Origin of the sequence: Vibrio kasasachensis, from assembly GCF_050337565.1 — a bacterium.
GTDB lineage: Bacteria > Pseudomonadota > Gammaproteobacteria > Enterobacterales > Vibrionaceae > Vibrio > Vibrio kasasachensis.
On record NZ_JAKJTB010000013.1, the window covers coordinates 43,905 to 62,890 of the forward strand.

Here is an 18,986-nt window from a genome sequence, read left to right on the forward strand (position 1 = left end):
GCCGGGCATAAATAAAGTGCGCAGACTAACAATAACAAGATAAAAACTCAAACAAAGCTTGCCTCTCTCCCCCCCAAGGTAAAGTCGATATGTTCACTTTCTGTTATCAATTGCTTGTTTGATTACGTTGAAAAATTTATAAACAGTTGTGCCCCTTTTAATAAAGCGTATCAAGCGGCCGAGAGTTTAGATTACCTAAGGAATTACATTCTTTTCAAAGGCTTAACGACTGAATCTAAACCTTCTATTTTCAGCGCTAAACATAACTGCAACAGTTGTCCTAACTCCCCCTCAGGAAAACCTTTCTTAGCAAACCACAGCAAGTACTCATCTGGCAGATCTATCAGCACTCGCCCAGCGTATTTACCAAAGGGCATCTTCATTCTCGCCAATTTGATCAAGTTTTCTTTTTCTAGCATTACCCAAATCCGAATAGAAATTACTGGGCTGAGAATATCACTGTTCCAACGCTTACTTAAAGCGCTATTACAAATGCCTCTTTGAGCCAATACAGACGTTCAGGCGTTGATGATTGCGACTAGTTTTCTAGAGTGGTTCCCAACCGATCGATCCAATAATTGATTGCATCCTTGGCGTCATCGAGAGAATCAATCATGGTCGACAGATCTTTATTGCCAGCTTGACGATCAATTGCAGCAAATAATGCTTGCCCAGTCTTAGCATCACTCACGAGCAATTCAATGCTCGCGCTGCCAACATTGGTATGCTCTCCCGTTGTTACCTTAGAGATAGTAGAGATTGCTAAGCCAAACGGTAGCACACTGCTCGTTACTGCCAACACAGGGTTCGGGGTTTCTACATTGCTCAACGCAATACTTAGGCGCAACGTTTTCTCGCTCGGATGGTCAACAACTTTTTTGTATGGTGCCAATTTCAGTTTGATGCGATCAATAATGTAATGAGTTAGTTCACCTACATCCTCGGCACTGATGCTGTCTTCATCGGTAATAACAAAAACTTGGTCTATCACTACCGAATCGTATTGTGCCAATTTAGCTTGCAAACGTTGAGGATCTCGAAGACCTAACTTTGCCCACACCAAATCAACGCCGCCGTCCGGTCCCTGAACAAAGTCATCGTATGAAGTAAATTTGGTGCTCTTTGAGATTGCTCCTGAGGCACAGCCAAAAAGCATACTTGCCGTAGCAAGTAGCATAATGGTTTTGATGGTCTTCATTCATTCCCTCAATCCTTTACAGTATTAGGGAATGATATACTCTATATAAGTACGCTGTCATTATAATGGTCGTAAACAAAACCAATTATATTAATTTTGAGATCAATGCGTCACACGGTGTAGGTATTCAACCACGACCTGATTGCCATCAATGTAAGCGCGTTTAATTTCACCATCCACTGTCATGCGGCTTTCTAAGTTAACTTCTTTGACATCTGGCTGAGTACGAAGAGATGGGATCACTCGATTAGACTCAAGATTAAGTAAGTGGCAAAAGCGGGAAACAAAAGGCATTGAAAGAGCACGTTCGCCCCTTAAAATGCTTGAAAACTCAAGCTGACTAATACCCAGTCTTTTGGCAAATTCCATTTGTGTTAAACGCATTTTTGATTTTTGCGACATCCAAACTTGATACAACGCTTCACTATCTTTTGCGGTAAATTCCATAAATGAGGTCCTGTTCCTACACTGCGCAGTTATACAACGTAACTGTTACTAATATTTGCTGTGCATTGTGGACAAATAAAACCTGTCATTGTCAGTGTTTGGTAAAGGCCCGTTGATATTTTTGGCAAAAATACCAAAGACGTGCCACAGCGTCATATTTAGATGAAACAAGATGTATAATTAGTATTACAAAGCAAGCAGGCGAGCATCTTTGCTCGCCTGCTGCCACTCTACTCAAATATCATTGCTGCCTATAGCCAACCTGCGATCAACATTTTAAACCAATCAAAAATACGTTTAAAAATTCCGCCTTGGTCAACAGACTCCAAAGCAGTAAGATCTGATTTCGCAACTTGATCGCCATTTACCGAATAAATCACTTCACCAAGGACCTGCCCAGCGGTGATTGGGGCAACCAAGTCACTATTATAAACAAGCTCTGCTTTTACTCTGTTTACATCCGACTTAGGCAAAGTAATGTAAATGTCTGTTTTTGTACCTACTTTAAGACTATCCGACTCCCCCATCCATAAGCGTTGCTCGCTAATTGCCTTGCCTTCTTCACTTGCTCGGACAGTATCAAAGAATCTAAAACCATAGCTAAGTAACTGCTTACTCTCTGATTCACGGGTCTTAGTGCTACTTGAACCCATCACAACCGAGATTAAGCGCATGTCACCGTTGGTTGCTGATGTAGCCAAACTATAGCCAGCACCGCTGGTATAGCCCGTTTTCATGCCATCAACGTTAAGGCTTCTATCCCTTAACAAGCCATTTCGGTTGTATTGAGTAATGCCGTTATAAGCAAATGAGGCTTCACTATATAAAGGATAAATAGTGGGTAAATCGCGAATGATCGCTTGGCTCAATAGAGCAATATCATAAGGCGTTGAATATAATCCATCGCTATCCAGTCCATGCGGATTTGTATAAGCCGTATTATCAAGCCCTAGCCGCTTTGCCCAGCTATTCATTAAGCCAACGAAAGCTCCTTCGCTTCCTGCAATGTGCTCAGCAATCGCCACGCTTGCATCATTACCCGATTGAACAATCAACCCACGATACAGGTCCATAAATGAAACGGACGTTCCTACTTCAATAAACATCTTCGAGGAATCAGGGAAATTCTTAGCCCACGCATTTTGGCTAATGGTTACTTTATCATCGAGTGAAATATTACCCGAGTTCATCTCTTGCCCTGCGACATAAGCTGTCATCAACTTAGTTAAACTTGCAGGGTTTAAAGCCTCATGCGCATTACGCTCTACCAATACTTGCCCTGTATTGTAATCCATCAATATATAGCCTTTAGCGCCAATAGCGGGAGGGTCTGGTGTAATTGAAGGTGCAGCTAATATCGCAGTTGAACTAAAGACACTGACTAACAAAGCCGATTGTATAAGACGTTTTGTTTTCATCGCACTCTACCAATTAAAAGATTCATCCCAGTATATTGAAAGCGTAGGCGGTTTCAGCCCATCTGTTACGCTTGGTTACTGTTACACAAGATTTGATGCAAAGAAATGTGAACTGGCTTATGCAACCATTATTTCAATGTATTTATGCGGGCATAAAAAAAACCAGTACAAATACTGGCTTTCAAAATTGATGGGGAGATTTTATGCTGCTTGCGGTGCTTTTGTAATGGAGTCTCGATAGCTAAACCATAAGTAAGTGACCACCAACGAGAAAAACAGATAAGAAAGCGCAAATACCAAAGGTGAGCTAATCAACTCAGCAGAAATGCCTAATGCAACACCAACTACTGTAATTGTGAGTTTGGAAAACAAACCGCAAATTAGCAAAAACAAAGCGAATTCAGGAAATCGAGTTGTCCTAAATGCAAACCAATAGCAACTTCCTACCGCCAAAGATGCAACAGATAGCCCTAACATAAAAGAATGAAGGTGATCTGCTGAAGCCGCTCCAGCAGAGAGCGATGCCATTAAAATTAGAACTAGTTTCATAGTGCCTGCCCTTAAAGTAGTTAAAAAGCATCCTTTCATTAATGAAAACTCATTTTGCGCGCATTTTCTCATCAAATATAAAAGTTTCAAGCACTAAATTGTTGCAATTTTTATCTATTTTTCACCACCCCTCACCCAAGCAACATAATGATAACAACCAACAATGGTTTTATTGTTGCTATTCCATTACTTATACTAATAAATCAGTAAGCAAGATTGTTGCGTTAACATAATTTAAACATGAAAATAAATGCTTTTCCATAGTAAATATGACGTTTAATTCAATCCGTAGGCAAGGCAACTAAAAGTTGCCAGTTTACTGAAATTCTAAGTGCAAGCTTCAACCTTCGCCGTCTTTCAAAGCCAAGTGAGCATTTAGATTATCTATGTCGTTCAACCATTCAGGGGGAAAGCAAATTAGTTTAAGCAAAAAATGAGGGCGTTAATTGTTATTAGCATTGGAATAGAAACATAAAACCGATTTTTTATCCTTTACTGATATTAGAAGGAATCATGTAGCCCATTATTTCCCATTTATTTTTACACACCAAAAGAAAGCCCTTTATTTTTATAATAAATACTAAAAAATACTTGTTATATACATCACGTTTTTTGCGCAATTTTGTAATACACCTCTTAGTCCTGTAGGCATGGAATTGTGACAAGAGTGAGTTAGACAGTATTAAATTACAGTTAAAAAGCCAAGAGTCGATATTTAGTTCAAATTATTAAACTAATTCCGCTTGAATTTTATTGACTTAGATTGGTTAAACCTTAGACTGTTGTTAGCTAGAAAACGGTTCTTGTCTAGAACGCCGTTTCGTTGGAATACATCTATTTCTTCTGTACGTCGTGCGCGATAGCAATCTCCTTTTCCACGCTATCCGTGCCGCTTAGGCGTAACTGAGAAATATATAGGAAAGACCGATGTCTGATACAGTGACTGGAACAGTGAAATGGTTCAACGAAACTAAAGGTTTTGGCTTCATCAAGCAAGAAAACGGCCCTGACGTATTTGCGCACTTTAGTGCAATTACAGGTGACGGTTTCCGCACTTTAGGTGAAGGACAGCCAGTTGAATTCACAATTACTCAAGGTCAAAAAGGTCCTCAAGCTGAGAACATTAAAGTTCTTTAATTTGTCGACAAAATCGATTTTAATAGCCAGCTAATTTAGCTGGCTATTTTCATTCTTGGTAACTCAAAAACATGGCTCTTAAACCTACAATATATAAATATCGCATTGCGCTTTCTGATACTAATCGTGACTATTATGATTCGCTTTCTTGCACAATTGCTCTTCACCCTTCAGAAACCGTCTCTCGAATGATGGCTCGTGTAATGGCATTCTGCCTAAACGCATCACCAGAGTTGGTTTTTACCAAAGGTATTTCAACCATTGAAGAGCCTGACCTATGGCAAAAGGCATTAGACGGCACCATTGACCATTGGATCGAAGTTGGCGAACCTTCCGTTGACCGAATCAAAAAAGCGACACGTCTAGCGAAAGAAGTTCAAGTTTATACTTTCAACAGCAAATCAGATGTGTGGTGGAACCAATCAAAAAGCAAATTAGCGCCTCTAAAGGCAACAATCCATCAATTTGATGAAAAAAGTATTGAGGCTCTCGCAAGCAGCGTTCAACGTGGTATGGAGCTTTCAGTAATGATCACAGGCAACAGCCTATTTGTCGACAGTAGCGAAGGCTCATACGAAGTCACATGGGAAACCCTGCAAAGCCATGATTGATTTGAAACAAGCGGTTTGTGATATCGAAGCCGATCAGCTAGATGTCATCAATCTTGATTCCCCACAATGGGAACAATTCTATCAAGCAAATAATGGGTTGTTTACCAAGGTGCAAAAGGCGAAGCCAAATCGTCTTGCCACCCATCATTTGTTGGGGCTCTTGACCAAAGCTCATATTGAAGCGCTAAGCCAAGTGGAAACGCACCACAGTTCGGTTAAAGCGATGAAGCAAGCATTTAAGCAAGAGTTAGGCGAAGAACATGCTGCCAATTTTCATTATTCCGATGGCGAGCAACTGATTTTTGTTACTCATCTTTGGCTATATCTACAAGGTTATTTGGCGATGGACTTTAGCTTAGCCAACGATCATGCAGAGCAAACCGCTACTACAATAGTAGAGCTGAATGGCGGGGATAGCCAAGCGCTTCGAACCAAATTTATGGCTAGTTTTTATCAAGCAAAAGCACTGTCAAATAATGCAAATTCGAGTAATGGGATAATCGATTGGGTGAAAAGACTATTCCACTAAGCCGCTAGAAAAAGCTCCCAACTGGGAGCTTTTTTGATTCAGGTCTAAGTATATTCGGCACCGTTCACAGATAGCGATTAGGTACTCGTGAATCAATGAATCTTCATCAGAAACATCAACATCAACAACAAGTGATAGAATCGAAATGAAATTCACATCCCTAAATGCTAATAATGTGAATTCTAGAATCGACTCTTAAAGGCTAGGCAATACCAAGAACTCTAGCATCAAATAAATAAAACCAATTTGTAACAATTTTTATTTATTCAGAACTCCAACACACTAGTTCTATTAATTGTTTTCCTAATTATAAATAAGAATGAGGACCAAAAACTTCGTAATGAATTCGATTTCGTGACACACCAAAACCATCAAGTTGTTTGACCACAAATTCCATAAACGCAACCGGACCGCATAAATAAAACTCTCCGCTTGTTAAAGGTAAGCATTCAATATTGTTTAGGTCCATATTACCGTGCTGATCTCGATACCATATTTGATGTTGCCAATCATTTTCCATCACTAACTGCTGGCTTTCATTAGCAAACGTATGCTGCAATTCTGACTCACACGCATAGTAATAACTCACGTTGTTTTTGTTCTGCACTGCCATCGTTTGTGCCATCGCTTGTATCGGAGTGGCACCGACTCCTGCTGCGATTAACACAACCGGGTTATTGGTTTGTTGCAAATAAAAGTCACCCGCTGGTGGATAAACCATTAATGAATCACCCGTCTGAAGTTCATTGTGTAGAAAATGGGACACAATCCCTTGGTAAGAACCCTCTGCATTCTGCGTACCCTCACGTTTCACTGAGATTCGGTAGTTAACGCCGTTTGATGCTTGAGAAAGTGAATATTGGCGGATCTCAACATGCTCATTATTGCGCGGCTTTACTTCAACACCTAAATATTGACCTGCTTGGAAGTCAGTAACCATCTTTCCATCCACAGGACTAAGTACAAAGCTAGTCACAAATTCAGATTCATTATTTTTCTGAGAAATAATGAATTCTCGAGCGCCACGCCAGCCGCCATTCATGTCCGCACTCTGCTGATATAAAACTTCTTCTCGGTCGATAAAGACTTGGGCTAAGAAAAGATAGGCGGCAGTCCAAGCTTCTTCCACTTCATTGGTAAAGGCATCAGGTGCTAGTTCACGCAGTGTTTCTATTAAATGATGACCAACAATTTGGTAATGCTTTGCTTGGATGTTAAAGCTGGTGTGTTTATGTGCAATGCGTTCTACTGCGAGTGTTAGTGCCGATAGGTTCTCAATATTTTTCGCGTAAGCTGCGATAGCCTCGAACAAGGCAACACTCTGGCGTCCTGTTTTTTGGTGAGTCATATTGAAGATGTTTTTTAATTCAGGGTTATGACTAAACATGCGCTGGTAAAAATGCTGTGTTAATGCCGGTCCCGCGCTTTCAAGCAATGGAATGGTACTTTTAACAACTGCAATATGATTTTCGTTGAGCATAACGATTTTCTCCTAATTATTATAATTGGCTCGTTGGAAAACGAAGCCGCAGCATTCAAGGCAGGATTGGTGCCAACTTAATAACCCCTGTATACCCAAGTGACTTCAGGCTAACAAATCAAATAATTGAGTCAAAATGACTACTTTGTTTTATGTCAAAATGACACTAGAATAGTAATCAAACTCATTCGAGGTTAGTACATGCAAGATATTTCGATTTCTACCTTGTTGGATATGACAGCAGGGTTAGCCAGTGGTCATAACGATCAAGAACGCTTTAACAAACTGCTTGATGCTATTCGCAAAGCGGTACAATGTGACTGCGTCGCACTCCTCGGGCTACAAGGCGATACATTATTACCGCTAGCAATCCAAGGCGTAACTAGAGATACCTTAGGCAGGCGTTTTAAAGTCAGCGACCACCCTCGCTTTGAACAAATATGCCAAGCTAAAAGTGTGGTTCGCTTTGATGCTGATAGCTCGTTGCCTGATCCTTTTGATGGTCTACTGCTCGATTATGATGGCGAACTACCCATGCATGCCTGTATGGGCTTGCCGTTGATTTACGCAGATCAACTTTTGGGGATCCTCACTTTTGATAGTTTGACACCAGACATTTTTCACACGATTCCCGAGCGTAGTTTAGAAGCTTTATCTGCAATTGTTGCATCGCACCTTAAAGTAGCGTTAACCGTTTCACAGCTTGAACAGCAAGCCAAACAAACCCAAGAAAAACTTGAGGAGTTGAATCAAGAAGTTTGGGAGCGCGATGGTGGTGAAATCATTGGTAATAGCACAGCGATGCAAAATTTGAATGCCGATATTTCGGTGGTGGCACCTTCCGATTTCACCATTTTAATTCACGGTGAAACTGGCGTAGGTAAAGAATTGGTCGCACGCAGTTTACATCACCAATCGCGTCGCAGCCGCCAGCCTTTGATATACGTTAACTGCGCAGCTATTGCCGAATCTCTTATTGAGAGCGAATTGTTTGGACATATTAAAGGGGCCTTTACTGGCGCGGATAAATCTCGTTTAGGTAAATTTGCACTTGCCGATGGCGGCACGATCTTTCTAGATGAAATTGGCGAGTTGAGCTTAACTGCTCAAAGCAAATTATTACGCACACTACAAAACAACGAAATTCAACCCGTTGGTCAAGACCACATACAGAGTATTGATGTGCGGGTACTCGCCGCCACAAATCGCGATCTAAAACAAGAAGTTGATCAAGGTCGATTTCGCCCTGATTTATACCACCGACTAAGTGTCTATCCTCTTACCGTCCCACCACTGCGTCATCGTGAAGAAGATGGCATTCTTCTCGCCGGTTATTTCCTTGAACAAGCGAGGAAAAAATTAGGTCTTATTCAATTAAAATTCACCAAAGACGCTTTAATGCAGTTGCCCCACTATGACTGGCCTGGCAATGTCCGCGAGCTAGAACACGTCATCAACCGTGCCGCATTGAAAGCACGTGCTCGCGGAACCCTAAATCACACCGTATCAGTCACTGCCGGTGACCTCGCTATTGAAGGTAGCCCACAAAATCACCCTGCCAACCTACCATCTGTGCAAAATTCGCAGCAGCAAGCCGCTGAGGTTCAAGATCTCCGCCAAGCCACAGACGAATACCAATCCAGATTGATCATTAATGCACTACAACAAGCAAAATTTAATTGGGCTGAAGCGGCAAGGCAGTTGAATGTTGATCGTGCGAACTTAGTCCGGTTAGCTAAACGGTTGGGCATTCAAGTAACCAAACAACACAATATTAAATATTAAATATTTATATTGTTTCTATTGTTTATGCTATGTGTCTAACTTGTTACAATGACGCTGTTTGTTATTGGAATTGAATAGGTACATCATGAAAGTCATTCGCTGGATTCTCGGTCGCATCATTCTCTTATTGAGTTTTGTATTCTCGCCACGAGGTATAAAACGCGCGGCAGAAGACCAACAAGTCGTCGATCAAAAATCAGCCCAATTAGCGCTGTATCAATTCGAGGCTTGCCCATTTTGCGTAAAAGTAAGGCGTTCCATGAAACGTCAATCTGTAGAAATTGAGCTTAGAGACGCGAAGAACGATGCTAAACATAGAGCAGAGCTCGAATCTGGCGGTGGCAGAGTGAAAGTGCCCTGCCTACGAATTGAAGAAAAAGATGGTGTTCAGTGGATGTATGAATCTTCAGACATCGTCGCTTATTTAGAAAAAGAATTTGCTTAATTCCGCCCCTGCCAACTATATTAAAATCATATAGATAACTGATACAAGCATCCCCCAGAAGGATCTAATAGTCTCTATTCTGGGGGGGATAACACAGTCAGCCATGCGGTCTCACCTCTCTCACTATTTATTATCAGTATGAGGCATTACACAAGGAATGTGATTTTATGGATAAATTCACTGGCATACCGTTTGAAGCAAATCGAATCAAAGCCATCGTATTCGACCTTGATAACACACTGGTCAGTTCCGATATGAATTTCTTCTGGCTACGAGACGAACTCGGCTGCCCTGCTGGAATCGATTTGCTTACTTTTGCCGATGATATTGCCTGTCCGAATCAACGCGCTGATGTTGCTCAACTGATTCTTGATCATGAAATGGAAGACGCTAGAAGCTCTTATCCAATGCCCGGGTGCGCATCAATATTACGCTATATCGAAACACAGGCAATGCATACCGCCATCATTACTCGTAACTGTTTTGAGGCTGCTTCAACCAAGGTTCAACACAACAATCTTAACATCAGTCGCATTATAAGCCGTGAACATTTTGCCCCAAAACCAGCGCCTGATGCACTGAATTCATTGGCTGATGAATGGCAATTGTTTCCTAATGAAATACTTTATGTTGGTGATTATTTATACGATTTACAGTCCGCTTTTAACGCCAATATGCCTTCTTGCCTAGTTACGCATGGCATTGATAAACCTTTCGAACACCAAGCTTCGATTGCTGTTCCACATCTAGATGATCTAAGGCAATTGCTGCCTAATAACAATAAGAGTAACAATAAATAGTTTATTCAATATTATGGTAGGAAGACAACGATGCCTAAAAACAAAGTGCTGGTTTTGTATGCTCACCCTTCTCAGCACCGCTCTGAAGTTAACCAACCACTATTTAGTGCTGCCGAAAATATTGAAGGGGTCACCGCTGTTGACCTTTATTACGAATACCCAAGCTATAACATCAATATTGATCATGAACAAAAGCGCTTGATAGAACATGACGTGATCATTTTTCAATTTCCTCTCTATTGGTACTCCACTCCTGCCATGCTAAAAGAATGGCAAGACTTAGTATTGGAATATGGTTTTGCTTATGGCAGCCAAGGCACAGCGCTGAAAGGAAAACGTTTTTTATGTGCCCTTTCCGCTGGGGGAAAAGCTGACGCCTATCAAACCGAAGGCTACAATCATTTCACTATTCGTGAGCTTCTCTATCCAATTGAGCAGATGGTTGCACTGACTGGCATGAAATATATGGCGCCATTGGCGCTCTTTGGTGCTCGAACCGCAAGGGAAGATGGTCGAATTAGCCAACATAGCAAAAACTGGCAGAAACTACTTACAGCCTTAGTCAACGATCAATTTGACTATAAACGGGCCTATGAAGTAGAAAAGCTTAACCCGTACCTCAATCAACTGATCCTAGGAGAAAAAGCATGACCGGTTACTTCCTTCAAGCTTTCATCTACCTAGTGGCTGCCGTTATAGCGGTACCGATTGCAAAGCGTTTAGGTTTGGGGTCGGTATTGGGCTATCTGATTGCCGGCGTTGTCATTGGACCCATCATTGGTTTAGTTGGTGAGGAAACCACCACTATTCAGCACTTTGCTGAGTTTGGCGTAGTAATGATGCTGTTTTTGGTCGGCCTAGAGCTTGAGCCAAAAATGCTTTGGAACATGCGTAATCGCTTACTCGGATTAGGCGGTTTACAAGTCGGTGGTACCACCATTGCTGTCATGGGGATAGCGCTTGCCTTTGAACAACCATGGACTATAGCACTAGCGATTGGTTTGATTTTTGCGCTCTCTTCCACCGCCATCGTACTGCAGACATTCAACGAAAAAGGATTAACGCGCACAGAAGGTGGTCAAAATGCATTCTCGGTGCTGCTGTTTCAGGATATTGCCGTCATTCCAATGCTCGCTTTTATACCACTATTAGCATTACCTCAACTGGTCGAACAGGCACAGAACGCCGCTTCTACTGCCGCCGAGCACCACGAAGAGCTAAGCCTAGTGGCTGGGCTTCCCGGCTGGGGCTACGCATTAGTTATCATCGTTTCCATTGCTGGTCTGGTTACAGGGGGGCATTACTTAAGCCGCCCATTATTCCGCTTTGTGGCAAGTTCCGGGCTAAGAGAAATTTTTACCGCGACAGCACTCATGTTAGTAGTGGGAATTTCTGCCCTTATGAGCCTAATTGGGCTATCACCTGCTCTAGGCGCTTTCCTCGCTGGTGTGGTTCTGGCAAACAGTGAGTTTCGTCATGAGTTGGAATCCAATATCGATCCATTCAAAGGCTTATTGCTCGGTCTGTTCTTCATCACGGTAGGCGCTGGCATCAACTTCGGCATTCTTTTCGATGACTTTTTCCTTATCGTCGGACTAACACTCGGTGTGATGCTGCTTAAAGCTTCTGTCCTATACATCTTGGCTTTCTGCTTTCGGATCCGTAAGAGTAACCGCTGGCTATTCACCTTAAGCTTGGCGCAAGCGGGTGAATTTGGCTTTGTGTTGTTAAGTTTTACTACGCAAAACCATGTAATTCCGCTTGATATAGCGCAAACTCTCTCGCTTGTTGTTGCACTTTCAATGTTCCTCACTCCCGGGTTATTCATACTATTCGATAAAGTCATTCTTCCGCGCTATCAGCAAGCTTCAAATCAAAATGAAGCGGATGAGATTGACGATAAAGGAACCGTGATAATTGCGGGCATCGGTCGATTTGGACAAATCATTAACCGTTTGTTGGTCGCAAATGGCATTAAAACCGTTGTTCTTGATCATCAAGCAGCTCAGGTAGATATGGTTCGTCAGTTCAATACCAACGCTTATTTTGGTGATGCCACACGCCCTGACTTGTTACATACCGCTGGGATTGAAGAAGCTGCAATGATAGTGGTTGCGATTGACAATCGAGATACTTCGCTCGAACTGGTCAAATACATTAAACACAGTTATCCGAAAGTGAAGATCCTCGTGCGAGCATTTGACCGAGGAGACAGCTACCTATTACGCCAAGCCGGTGCAGATATTATTGAGATGGAAACCTATCACTCTGCATTAGAATTAGGAGCCCACGCGTTAAGAAAACTAGGACAACACCCGTTCCATGTTGAACAGCAAAAAGCCAGCTACAAACGAGTCGAAAACAAAAAATCCGACATGCTCTACCAAGCGTGGTTAGACGACGCTTCAGGTGATCGATTTGATAACAACTATCGCCAACTATTTATCCACCTTGAAGAGCAGATTAAGCTCGCGCTTGTGACCGACAGGGCCGACAAACATAATAATGATGAACGAGGATGGACACCGCCACCAAAAGGTTACGCGGAAGATTTTGAAGATAATGTTTAAACTGTTTTCACCTCAAGCCTCTCGATTTAAGTAGACAATCGAGTAGACTAAACACTATTACCGATAGTAAGCCGAGAATTCTCTCGGCTAATTTTTTGACAGCGCGTAAATACCTATGACAACAGCTCAACCTACATCCCTTGCTCGCCAGCTATTTAACATGACATGGCCGATGCTATTTGGCGTACTTTCACTGATGAGCTTTCAATTGGTCGACAGTGCGTTTATTGGACAACTTGGAATACTGCCGCTAGCGGCACAAGGCTTTACCCTACCTATCCAAATGGTAATCATCGGTATTCAAGTCGGTCTCGGTATCGCGACCACCGCTGTCATAGCCAAAGCCATTGGCGCAAATCAAGCACGTTATGCCCAGCAACTTGGCGGGTTGGTTATTGCCATGGGTTCAATAGGCGTGGCGTTGTTTTGCTTATGTCTGTATTTGATCCGAGAGCCCATATTGATGCTGCTTAGCGCACCTGACAGTGTCTTTTTAATTATCGACAGTTATTGGGTATATTGGCTGATTAGCTCATGGACAGGCGCACTACTGTACTTTTTCTACAGTGTTTGCCGTGCCAATGGTAATACGATGCTACCCGGCACTATGATGATGGTAACAAGCCTGCTCAACCTTGCGCTTGACCCATTGTTCATTTTTACCTTTGATTTAGGCATAAACGGGGCAGCACTTGCTACGATTGTCGCCTTTAGCATCGGTATTTTGGTCGTCGCGCCTAGAGTGACAGCAAAAGAATGGATCTGTTTTGACTGGCATGATCTTGATGTGGTGAAAAGCCTTAATTCAATTGGCAATATCATGGGACCGGCGATGATTAGCCAGCTTTTGCCTCCGCTATCTTCTATGTTAGCCACCAAACTATTAGCCGGTTATGGTACCACTGCGGTTGCTGCATGGGCATTGGGTTCTCGCTATGAGTTCTTCGCCATTGTCTCTGTGTTAGCGTTAACCATGTCAATGCCACCAATGGTGGGCAGATTACTCGGCGCGAACAAACTTGATGACATTCGTCAGTTAGTAGTGATCGCTTGTAAATATATACTGGCATCCCAGTTAGCCATCGCTCTAATCACATGGTTGAGTAGTGATTTACTCGCTCAATTGATGACAAGCGAAGTCCAAGTCGAACAAATCTTAACGTGGCATTTGATGATTGTACCTTTTAGCTTAGGTCCACTCGGTATTTGCATGCTGATGGTGTCTATCAATAACGCCCTAGGCAAATCCTATATTGCGTTAACCATCTCCGCATTGCGCTTGTTTGCCTTTTTTCTTCCTTGCTTGTGGATCGGCTCAATGATTGGGGGGATTGAGGGGATCTTTTGGGGAGCGATGCTCGGTAACATCGCAGCGGGAATCTGCGCTTGGCTTATGTACCAAAACGCCATACGCCAGTTAACGCAACGAATTGAACTCAAATAGGTTGCATTAAATTTAACCAACCGTTAACCTGAAATTTCACTGATACGGAATTCAAATTATGCATTCAATGTTTACTTACCTTTGGCTTCTTCTCCTTAATACCTGTAGCCGGTAGGTAAACTTACGCCTGGCTACGAGTATGTAGCCAGTTTGCATTAACTCGTAGCCCTAAAAAACAAGGAACGAGTTAATGAATCAACCATCGCAAGCTATACCCTCTTCGCGCTTTTCGTCGCAACACCAACTAGGTTTGCTGTACGCATTTATCGGTTGTTTACTGTTCTCTCTCAAGCCTGTTTTAGTTAAGCTCGCGTACCAAGCAGGGGGAGATGCCACTTCCATCATGGCGCTACGCGCATTGAGCTCACTTCCTCTGTATCTCATTACCTTGCTGTATCTATGTAGATATTCAGAAACACGCCGAAAAATACAACAGTTTGGTTTACCTGCTGCCAGTATTGGCGTTATGGGCTATTACCTTGCTAGTTTTCTCGATATTTCCGCACTTGCGTTTATTTCAGCACAACTAGAGCGATTGCTTATTTTCTTATTTCCATCGTTTGTGGTTTTGATCAGTTGGATAGTACACAAACAGCCACCAAGCAAACGCGTCATCCTAGCAACCTTTGTTGGTTATGCTGGTACCGCACTGATTTTGGTGCACGACTTTCAAACCCTAGGCAACTCTGTCACCCTCGGAGCAATTTTGGCTATTGCGTCAGCATTCGTCTTCGCCATTTATTTGGTGGCTAGCAAACCTCTCATTGGCAAACTAGGTAGCTCTTTATTTACCAGTATCGGCATGGGAAGTGCTGGCGGCGCGATTTTGATCCATCTGTTTTTTAGTGGTGCCAATATTCAACAATGGTCAACTGAACTGATCACGATAGGCGTAACTCTTGGCATTGTTTGTACCGTATTGCCATCTTATTTTGTCGCCGCAGGTATGGCGAGACTTTCGCCAACTCAACTTAGCCTAACCAACAATGTTGGACCTGCTATCACCGCAGTATTTGCCGTACTAATATTAGGGGAATTATTCACAATTTGGCATGCTATCGGCATGATTTTAGTTATATTTTCCGTTGTACTAATAAATCGTTCAAAAAACTAAGGTAACGTAAGCCATTAAGTCGTATGATCCAAAAACACTTAATAAATTTCAGTTTTTATGAGCAATAATCATCACCCAATTCAAGGCGCAAGCTGGATGCTAACCGCTGGCTTGGCCTTCGCTATCGTAAATAGCTTGGCGCAAGTAGCCAGTATTAACTTCGGACTGTCCTCTACTACCGTCGCTCTGGTTCAATATGCCATTGCTCTTGTTGTTATCTTGCCGTATTTAAAGACACTTGGGATTCGTCAATCACTAAGAACAGAAAAACTTGGCTGGCACGTATTTCGAGTTTTCTTATCTGTCATAGGCATACAAATGTGGCTGTGGGCGCTCGCTTACCCAGTGCCTATTTGGCAAGGCATTGCGCTATTAATGACATCACCACTTTTTGCCACCATTGGCTCAGGCTTATTTTTAAAAGAAAAAGTGGGGATGGCACGCTGGGGAGCAACCTTAACTGGCTTTGTCGGCGCAATGATTATTTTAGAGCCCTGGGGTGATACTTTTAATTGGGCTACTTTGTTACCAGTTGGTGCCGCTTTTTTTTGGGCGTGCTACTCGCTCATGGTAAAAAAACTTTCTTCAGATGATTCACCATCAACCATGGTGGTTTATCTACTAGTTCTCATTACACCGTTTAATATCTTATTGGCATTACCTGAATGGGAAATGCCAACAGGAATGTCAGTTTGGTTGATATTGATCGCAGCAGGCGCAGCTACAGCTCTTGCACAATGGGCGATAGTAAAAGCCTACTCAGTGGCAGATGCTTCATTTGTACAACCTTTCGACCACGCCAAGCTACCACTTAACGTTCTCGCCGGTTGGTTGGTATTTGGTTGGATTCCACCGGGTCGTTTATGGCTTGGTGCTGCCTTCATCATTGCGTCCGTCGCCTTCATTACTAAGTGGGAATCAAGAAAAGCACGCATTACTCCCTAAGTTTTTGAAAGAAAACCTGAACAAGTACGTTCTTATTACATAACATCTCATTTGGATTAGACAGCGATTTGGAATAAAAAAAACACTGTACTAAATCCAACAGATGCGCTGTTTATAGAAAATCGATTTTGCTAAGGCGCTACTATTGCAAAGCAACATTCACCTAGCCAATTTGCTTTCAGGGGAAACAACCATGACACAACCAATCAAAATAACACTTTATCGCTGGGCAGGTAGTTGGGGACCGTTTAAGGTCAACATCCCGTGTGGCGAATGCACGCTCACTAGAGATATTCTACAAGATACTTTTGACAATGAGCTTGCTGGCATTCCTATTGAGCTTGAAGTGAAGGATTGGTTATCACGTTGGTGGGAACCACTAAAACTTGGCTCTTGGCATGCTCCAATCTTGGTTGTAGAAGGAAAAGTGGTTAGCCAAGGTGAAGCATTGAACCGTGGTGTTCTCGTACAATCAGTCATTCAGCAATGGACCACGCGTGATACTTTGAAAGGCAATATAGTGTATGGCAAAGCCACCTGCCCTTACTGTGTGAAAACGAAAAAGATGCTTGATGATGCAGGCATTGAATACCAATATCACGATGTCGTGAAAGACAGCGCTGCGCTATACCGAATGATCCCTGAAGTTAAAGCCATCATCGGCATGAAAACGCCCGTTACCGTCCCGCAGATTTGGCTTGATGGTCACTACATTGGTGGTGCCGACAACCTAGCAGCTTGGATTGAAAAAAAGGGGCTTAATATAGTGCCTGACAATGTTATCAATCTAGAAGCAAACCAAGGCTAATCAACACAAACAATAAAGCCCCAGCGCTAAGCGTGGGGCTTTGTCTATGTCATTAACGATACTACTCGCTACGTTTTGGTTGTTGGTAGGTTTTGCCCGCTGCCTGATAGGTATCTTTGCGTTTCACATCAAACATTACATCAAAGAACCAAGCAACAAAACGAATAACATCATCGCCTTCGTTCATCACATGCTCGACAAACTCTTGCTCTTCACCGTGCTCGTCAACTTGAACAGTTACATGGTAAATACGCTTCTCACCTTCTGCTTCAGCTAACGCAAATTGCCCCACTAGAGACTCAGCTGTTTCTGCGACTTCTTGATCTTCGCTCGCTTTTAAAATCGCCAAAGCTTGTGGCAAGTTCTCTTGTAGGCAAGCTTCTTTCACCAACTCTTCAAATTCTTTATGTTCCATACTATCACCCAAATGGCATTGTTCTTTTTGATGGCGAGCATTGTATACCGAAGCTTTTGGTTTTACGACGTTAAGCTTGTTGCTCTATATAAACTGCTGGCTTTGAAGAGAACAATATTGATGCCATGACCACTGCAATAACCTAGTAAATGCTGGCAAATAAATAGCCCCCTACTTGACCAATTGTAATAATCAGCATAACCATCAGTAGAGGAGTTTTATTGAACGAATAGTTTTGCTTGCTTTTCATGCGGTTGAGTCTAAATTAAATACTAAAAAATGATAATAGGCTCAAATGGAAATTAATTGATTCTTTTTGAGAAGCAATAAGGGAACAAAATGGATTGGTTGCAAAGTGTAAAAAGCTACATCTTGGTTGTGGATGAAGGCAGCTTTAATGGTGCAGCAAGACGAATGAACACCACCAGTTCTGCAATCAGTAAACGTATTCACTGGCTTGAAGAGCGAATTGGTGTACAGCTATTAAAACGCACTACTCGTTCCGTTACCCAAACAGAGGCTGGCGCACTTTTTTATCAACGAGCAAAAGTTCAGCTTGAGGGCTGGCAATCCATCGTAGATGAGACCCGCTCAATTGATCAGTCACCTGCAGGATTATTAAAAATTGGCGCGACACTCGCCGTCGGTTCCAAATTTCTGGTTCAGTATCTGGATGACTTTCTCGCGCTCTATCCTGATATCTGCGTGCAGTTAACCACTACAACACCAGGGCAACTTCCTGCACTCAGCTTAGATTTGTTTATTAGCCGAGAAATTGAACAACTTAACTCATTAAGTTTCAAAGCAACGAGGTTGTTCGAGCACAAAGCTGGCTTTTATGCCTCACCACGCTATTTAGAGAAGCACGGAGAACCGACTGCCGTGTCAGACCTTGAATCACATAATATGCTCAACTGGGGGGAGAGCCCACAAAGAGAAGTTAAGTTATCCAAAGGTCAGCGTGTTTTACTTTGCGGTAACTTTGCCACCACCAACCCAGAAGCATTGTTCTACGCAGCTAAAGCCGGTATGGGTATCCTACTCACCAACGATGTAATGATTAAAGAAGAACTGAAGATCGGCACTCTAAAACGGGTACTCCCCGACATTAGCGCCGACGAAGCAACGGTATACGCATATCATCCTAAACTTGATTATCAGAACACTAGAACTCAACTGTTTCTAAACTATCTTAAGAGCCGATTAGGGTAATATTTCGACTTAGTTTGAAAAAATATGACACCTGTACCATATTTAATGCAAGCAACACACAGACGAAAGTGACAAAGAT

20 protein-coding genes are annotated in these 18,986 nt (G+C 42.5%); 13 read left to right on the forward strand and 7 right to left on the reverse strand.

Annotation, left to right across the window (positions count from 1 at the left end; genetic code table 11):
* Positions 1-203: 203 nt before the first annotated feature.
* The 5 genes from L4C38_RS10930 to L4C38_RS10950 form a co-directional block, all read right to left on the reverse strand.
* Complete coding sequence (locus L4C38_RS10930) at positions 204-419, reverse strand: DUF3820 family protein (protein ID WP_428797591.1); 216 nt, start codon at positions 417-419, stop codon at positions 204-206.
* A gap of 119 nt (positions 420-538) precedes the next feature.
* Positions 539-1,198, reverse strand: a complete 660-nt coding sequence (locus tag L4C38_RS10935) for a DUF3313 domain-containing protein (protein WP_428797592.1) — start codon at positions 1,196-1,198, stop codon at positions 539-541.
* Positions 1,199-1,300: 102 nt separating this feature from the next.
* Positions 1,301-1,645, reverse strand: a complete 345-nt coding sequence (locus tag L4C38_RS10940) for a helix-turn-helix domain-containing protein (protein WP_428797593.1) — start codon at positions 1,643-1,645, stop codon at positions 1,301-1,303.
* Between the two features lie 251 nt (positions 1,646-1,896).
* The gene (locus L4C38_RS10945; RefSeq protein WP_428797594.1) at positions 1,897-3,063 is read right to left on the reverse strand and encodes a serine hydrolase; all 1,167 of its coding nucleotides are present in this window, start codon (positions 3,061-3,063) and stop codon (positions 1,897-1,899) included.
* 201 nt (positions 3,064-3,264) lie between these two features.
* Positions 3,265-3,612: an NADH:ubiquinone oxidoreductase gene (locus tag L4C38_RS10950; RefSeq protein WP_428797595.1), complete on the reverse strand. Its 348-nt coding sequence runs from the start codon at positions 3,610-3,612 to the stop codon at positions 3,265-3,267.
* 927 nt (positions 3,613-4,539) lie between these two features.
* Here L4C38_RS10950 and L4C38_RS10955 point away from each other — a divergent pair.
* From L4C38_RS10955 to L4C38_RS10965, 3 genes are all read left to right on the forward strand, one after another.
* The gene (locus L4C38_RS10955) at positions 4,540-4,749 is read left to right on the forward strand and encodes a cold-shock protein (protein ID WP_428797596.1); all 210 of its coding nucleotides are present in this window, start codon (positions 4,540-4,542) and stop codon (positions 4,747-4,749) included.
* 71 nt (positions 4,750-4,820) lie between these two features.
* Positions 4,821-5,360 carry a YaeQ family protein gene (locus L4C38_RS10960; RefSeq protein ID WP_428797597.1) on the forward strand — a complete coding sequence of 180 codons (540 nt, stop codon included), beginning with the start codon at positions 4,821-4,823 and terminating at the stop codon, positions 5,358-5,360.
* Positions 5,353-5,889, forward strand: coding sequence for a hypothetical protein (locus tag L4C38_RS10965; protein WP_428797598.1), 537 nt, complete (start codon positions 5,353-5,355; stop codon positions 5,887-5,889). The genes L4C38_RS10960 and L4C38_RS10965 overlap by 8 nt, the downstream gene beginning before the upstream one ends.
* Positions 5,890-6,196: 307 nt before the next feature.
* Here L4C38_RS10965 and hmpA read toward each other — a convergent pair whose 3' ends face one another.
* Positions 6,197-7,369: an NO-inducible flavohemoprotein gene (gene hmpA / locus L4C38_RS10970; RefSeq protein ID WP_428797599.1), complete on the reverse strand. Its 1,173-nt coding sequence runs from the start codon at positions 7,367-7,369 to the stop codon at positions 6,197-6,199.
* Positions 7,370-7,570: 201 nt separating this feature from the next.
* On the opposite strand from hmpA, the gene norR reads away from it, so the two are divergent.
* From norR to L4C38_RS11015, 9 genes are all read left to right on the forward strand, one after another.
* Positions 7,571-9,154: a nitric oxide reductase transcriptional regulator NorR gene (norR, locus tag L4C38_RS10975; RefSeq protein WP_428797600.1), complete on the forward strand. Its 1,584-nt coding sequence runs from the start codon at positions 7,571-7,573 to the stop codon at positions 9,152-9,154.
* A gap of 85 nt (positions 9,155-9,239) precedes the next feature.
* Positions 9,240-9,599, forward strand: coding sequence for a glutaredoxin family protein (locus L4C38_RS10980; RefSeq protein WP_428797601.1), 360 nt, complete (start codon positions 9,240-9,242; stop codon positions 9,597-9,599).
* 167 nt (positions 9,600-9,766) lie between these two features.
* Positions 9,767-10,399 carry an HAD family hydrolase gene (locus L4C38_RS10985; RefSeq protein ID WP_428797602.1) on the forward strand — a complete coding sequence of 211 codons (633 nt, stop codon included), beginning with the start codon at positions 9,767-9,769 and terminating at the stop codon, positions 10,397-10,399.
* A gap of 30 nt (positions 10,400-10,429) precedes the next feature.
* The gene (locus tag L4C38_RS10990; RefSeq protein WP_428797603.1) at positions 10,430-11,050 is read left to right on the forward strand and encodes an NAD(P)H-dependent oxidoreductase; all 621 of its coding nucleotides are present in this window, start codon (positions 10,430-10,432) and stop codon (positions 11,048-11,050) included.
* Positions 11,047-12,969: a monovalent cation:proton antiporter-2 (CPA2) family protein gene (locus L4C38_RS10995; protein ID WP_428797604.1), complete on the forward strand. Its 1,923-nt coding sequence runs from the start codon at positions 11,047-11,049 to the stop codon at positions 12,967-12,969. The genes L4C38_RS10990 and L4C38_RS10995 overlap by 4 nt, the downstream gene beginning before the upstream one ends.
* Before the next feature lie 115 nt (positions 12,970-13,084).
* A complete protein-coding gene (locus L4C38_RS11000) occupies positions 13,085-14,413 on the forward strand; it encodes an MATE family efflux transporter (protein WP_428797605.1) in 1,329 nt (442 codons plus the stop codon).
* Between the two features lie 190 nt (positions 14,414-14,603).
* A complete protein-coding gene (locus L4C38_RS11005; RefSeq protein ID WP_428797606.1) occupies positions 14,604-15,527 on the forward strand; it encodes a DMT family transporter in 924 nt (307 codons plus the stop codon).
* A gap of 57 nt (positions 15,528-15,584) precedes the next feature.
* A complete protein-coding gene (locus L4C38_RS11010) occupies positions 15,585-16,472 on the forward strand; it encodes a DMT family transporter (RefSeq protein WP_428797607.1) in 888 nt (295 codons plus the stop codon).
* A 193-nt stretch (positions 16,473-16,665) separates the two neighbouring features.
* A complete protein-coding gene (locus L4C38_RS11015) occupies positions 16,666-17,280 on the forward strand; it encodes a glutaredoxin domain-containing protein (protein ID WP_428797608.1) in 615 nt (204 codons plus the stop codon).
* Positions 17,281-17,341: 61 nt separating this feature from the next.
* On the opposite strand, the gene L4C38_RS11020 is transcribed toward L4C38_RS11015, so the two are convergent.
* Positions 17,342-17,695 carry a hypothetical protein gene (locus L4C38_RS11020; RefSeq protein WP_428797609.1) on the reverse strand — a complete coding sequence of 118 codons (354 nt, stop codon included), beginning with the start codon at positions 17,693-17,695 and terminating at the stop codon, positions 17,342-17,344.
* A 339-nt stretch (positions 17,696-18,034) separates the two neighbouring features.
* Between L4C38_RS11020 and L4C38_RS11025 the strand changes: the two genes are divergently transcribed.
* Positions 18,035-18,907: a LysR family transcriptional regulator gene (locus L4C38_RS11025; protein WP_428797610.1), complete on the forward strand. Its 873-nt coding sequence runs from the start codon at positions 18,035-18,037 to the stop codon at positions 18,905-18,907.
* Positions 18,908-18,986: the final 79 nt, after the last annotated feature.

Coding starts and splice junctions, on each gene's coding strand:
- norR (WP_428797600.1), top strand. CDS start 7,571: ATGCAAGATATTTCGATTTCTACCTTGTTGGATATGACAGCAGGGTTA.
- L4C38_RS10980 (WP_428797601.1), top strand. CDS start 9,240: ATGAAAGTCATTCGCTGGATTCTCGGTCGCATCATTCTCTTATTGAGT.
- L4C38_RS10945 (WP_428797594.1), bottom strand. CDS start 3,063: ATGAAAACAAAACGTCTTATACAATCGGCTTTGTTAGTCAGTGTCTTT.
- L4C38_RS10940 (WP_428797593.1), bottom strand. CDS start 1,645: ATGGAATTTACCGCAAAAGATAGTGAAGCGTTGTATCAAGTTTGGATG.
- L4C38_RS10985 (WP_428797602.1), top strand. CDS start 9,767: ATGGATAAATTCACTGGCATACCGTTTGAAGCAAATCGAATCAAAGCC.
- L4C38_RS11015 (WP_428797608.1), top strand. CDS start 16,666: ATGACACAACCAATCAAAATAACACTTTATCGCTGGGCAGGTAGTTGG.
- L4C38_RS11010 (WP_428797607.1), top strand. CDS start 15,585: ATGAGCAATAATCATCACCCAATTCAAGGCGCAAGCTGGATGCTAACC.
- L4C38_RS10990 (WP_428797603.1), top strand. CDS start 10,430: ATGCCTAAAAACAAAGTGCTGGTTTTGTATGCTCACCCTTCTCAGCAC.
- L4C38_RS10965 (WP_428797598.1), top strand. CDS start 5,353: ATGATTGATTTGAAACAAGCGGTTTGTGATATCGAAGCCGATCAGCTA.
- L4C38_RS11005 (WP_428797606.1), top strand. CDS start 14,604: ATGAATCAACCATCGCAAGCTATACCCTCTTCGCGCTTTTCGTCGCAA.
- hmpA (WP_428797599.1), bottom strand. CDS start 7,369: ATGCTCAACGAAAATCATATTGCAGTTGTTAAAAGTACCATTCCATTG.
- L4C38_RS10960 (WP_428797597.1), top strand. CDS start 4,821: ATGGCTCTTAAACCTACAATATATAAATATCGCATTGCGCTTTCTGAT.
- L4C38_RS10995 (WP_428797604.1), top strand. CDS start 11,047: ATGACCGGTTACTTCCTTCAAGCTTTCATCTACCTAGTGGCTGCCGTT.
- L4C38_RS10930 (WP_428797591.1), bottom strand. CDS start 419: ATGCTAGAAAAAGAAAACTTGATCAAATTGGCGAGAATGAAGATGCCC.
- L4C38_RS11000 (WP_428797605.1), top strand. CDS start 13,085: ATGACAACAGCTCAACCTACATCCCTTGCTCGCCAGCTATTTAACATG.
- L4C38_RS11020 (WP_428797609.1), bottom strand. CDS start 17,695: ATGGAACATAAAGAATTTGAAGAGTTGGTGAAAGAAGCTTGCCTACAA.
- L4C38_RS10950 (WP_428797595.1), bottom strand. CDS start 3,612: ATGAAACTAGTTCTAATTTTAATGGCATCGCTCTCTGCTGGAGCGGCT.
- L4C38_RS10955 (WP_428797596.1), top strand. CDS start 4,540: ATGTCTGATACAGTGACTGGAACAGTGAAATGGTTCAACGAAACTAAA.
- L4C38_RS10935 (WP_428797592.1), bottom strand. CDS start 1,198: ATGAAGACCATCAAAACCATTATGCTACTTGCTACGGCAAGTATGCTT.
- L4C38_RS11025 (WP_428797610.1), top strand. CDS start 18,035: ATGGATTGGTTGCAAAGTGTAAAAAGCTACATCTTGGTTGTGGATGAA.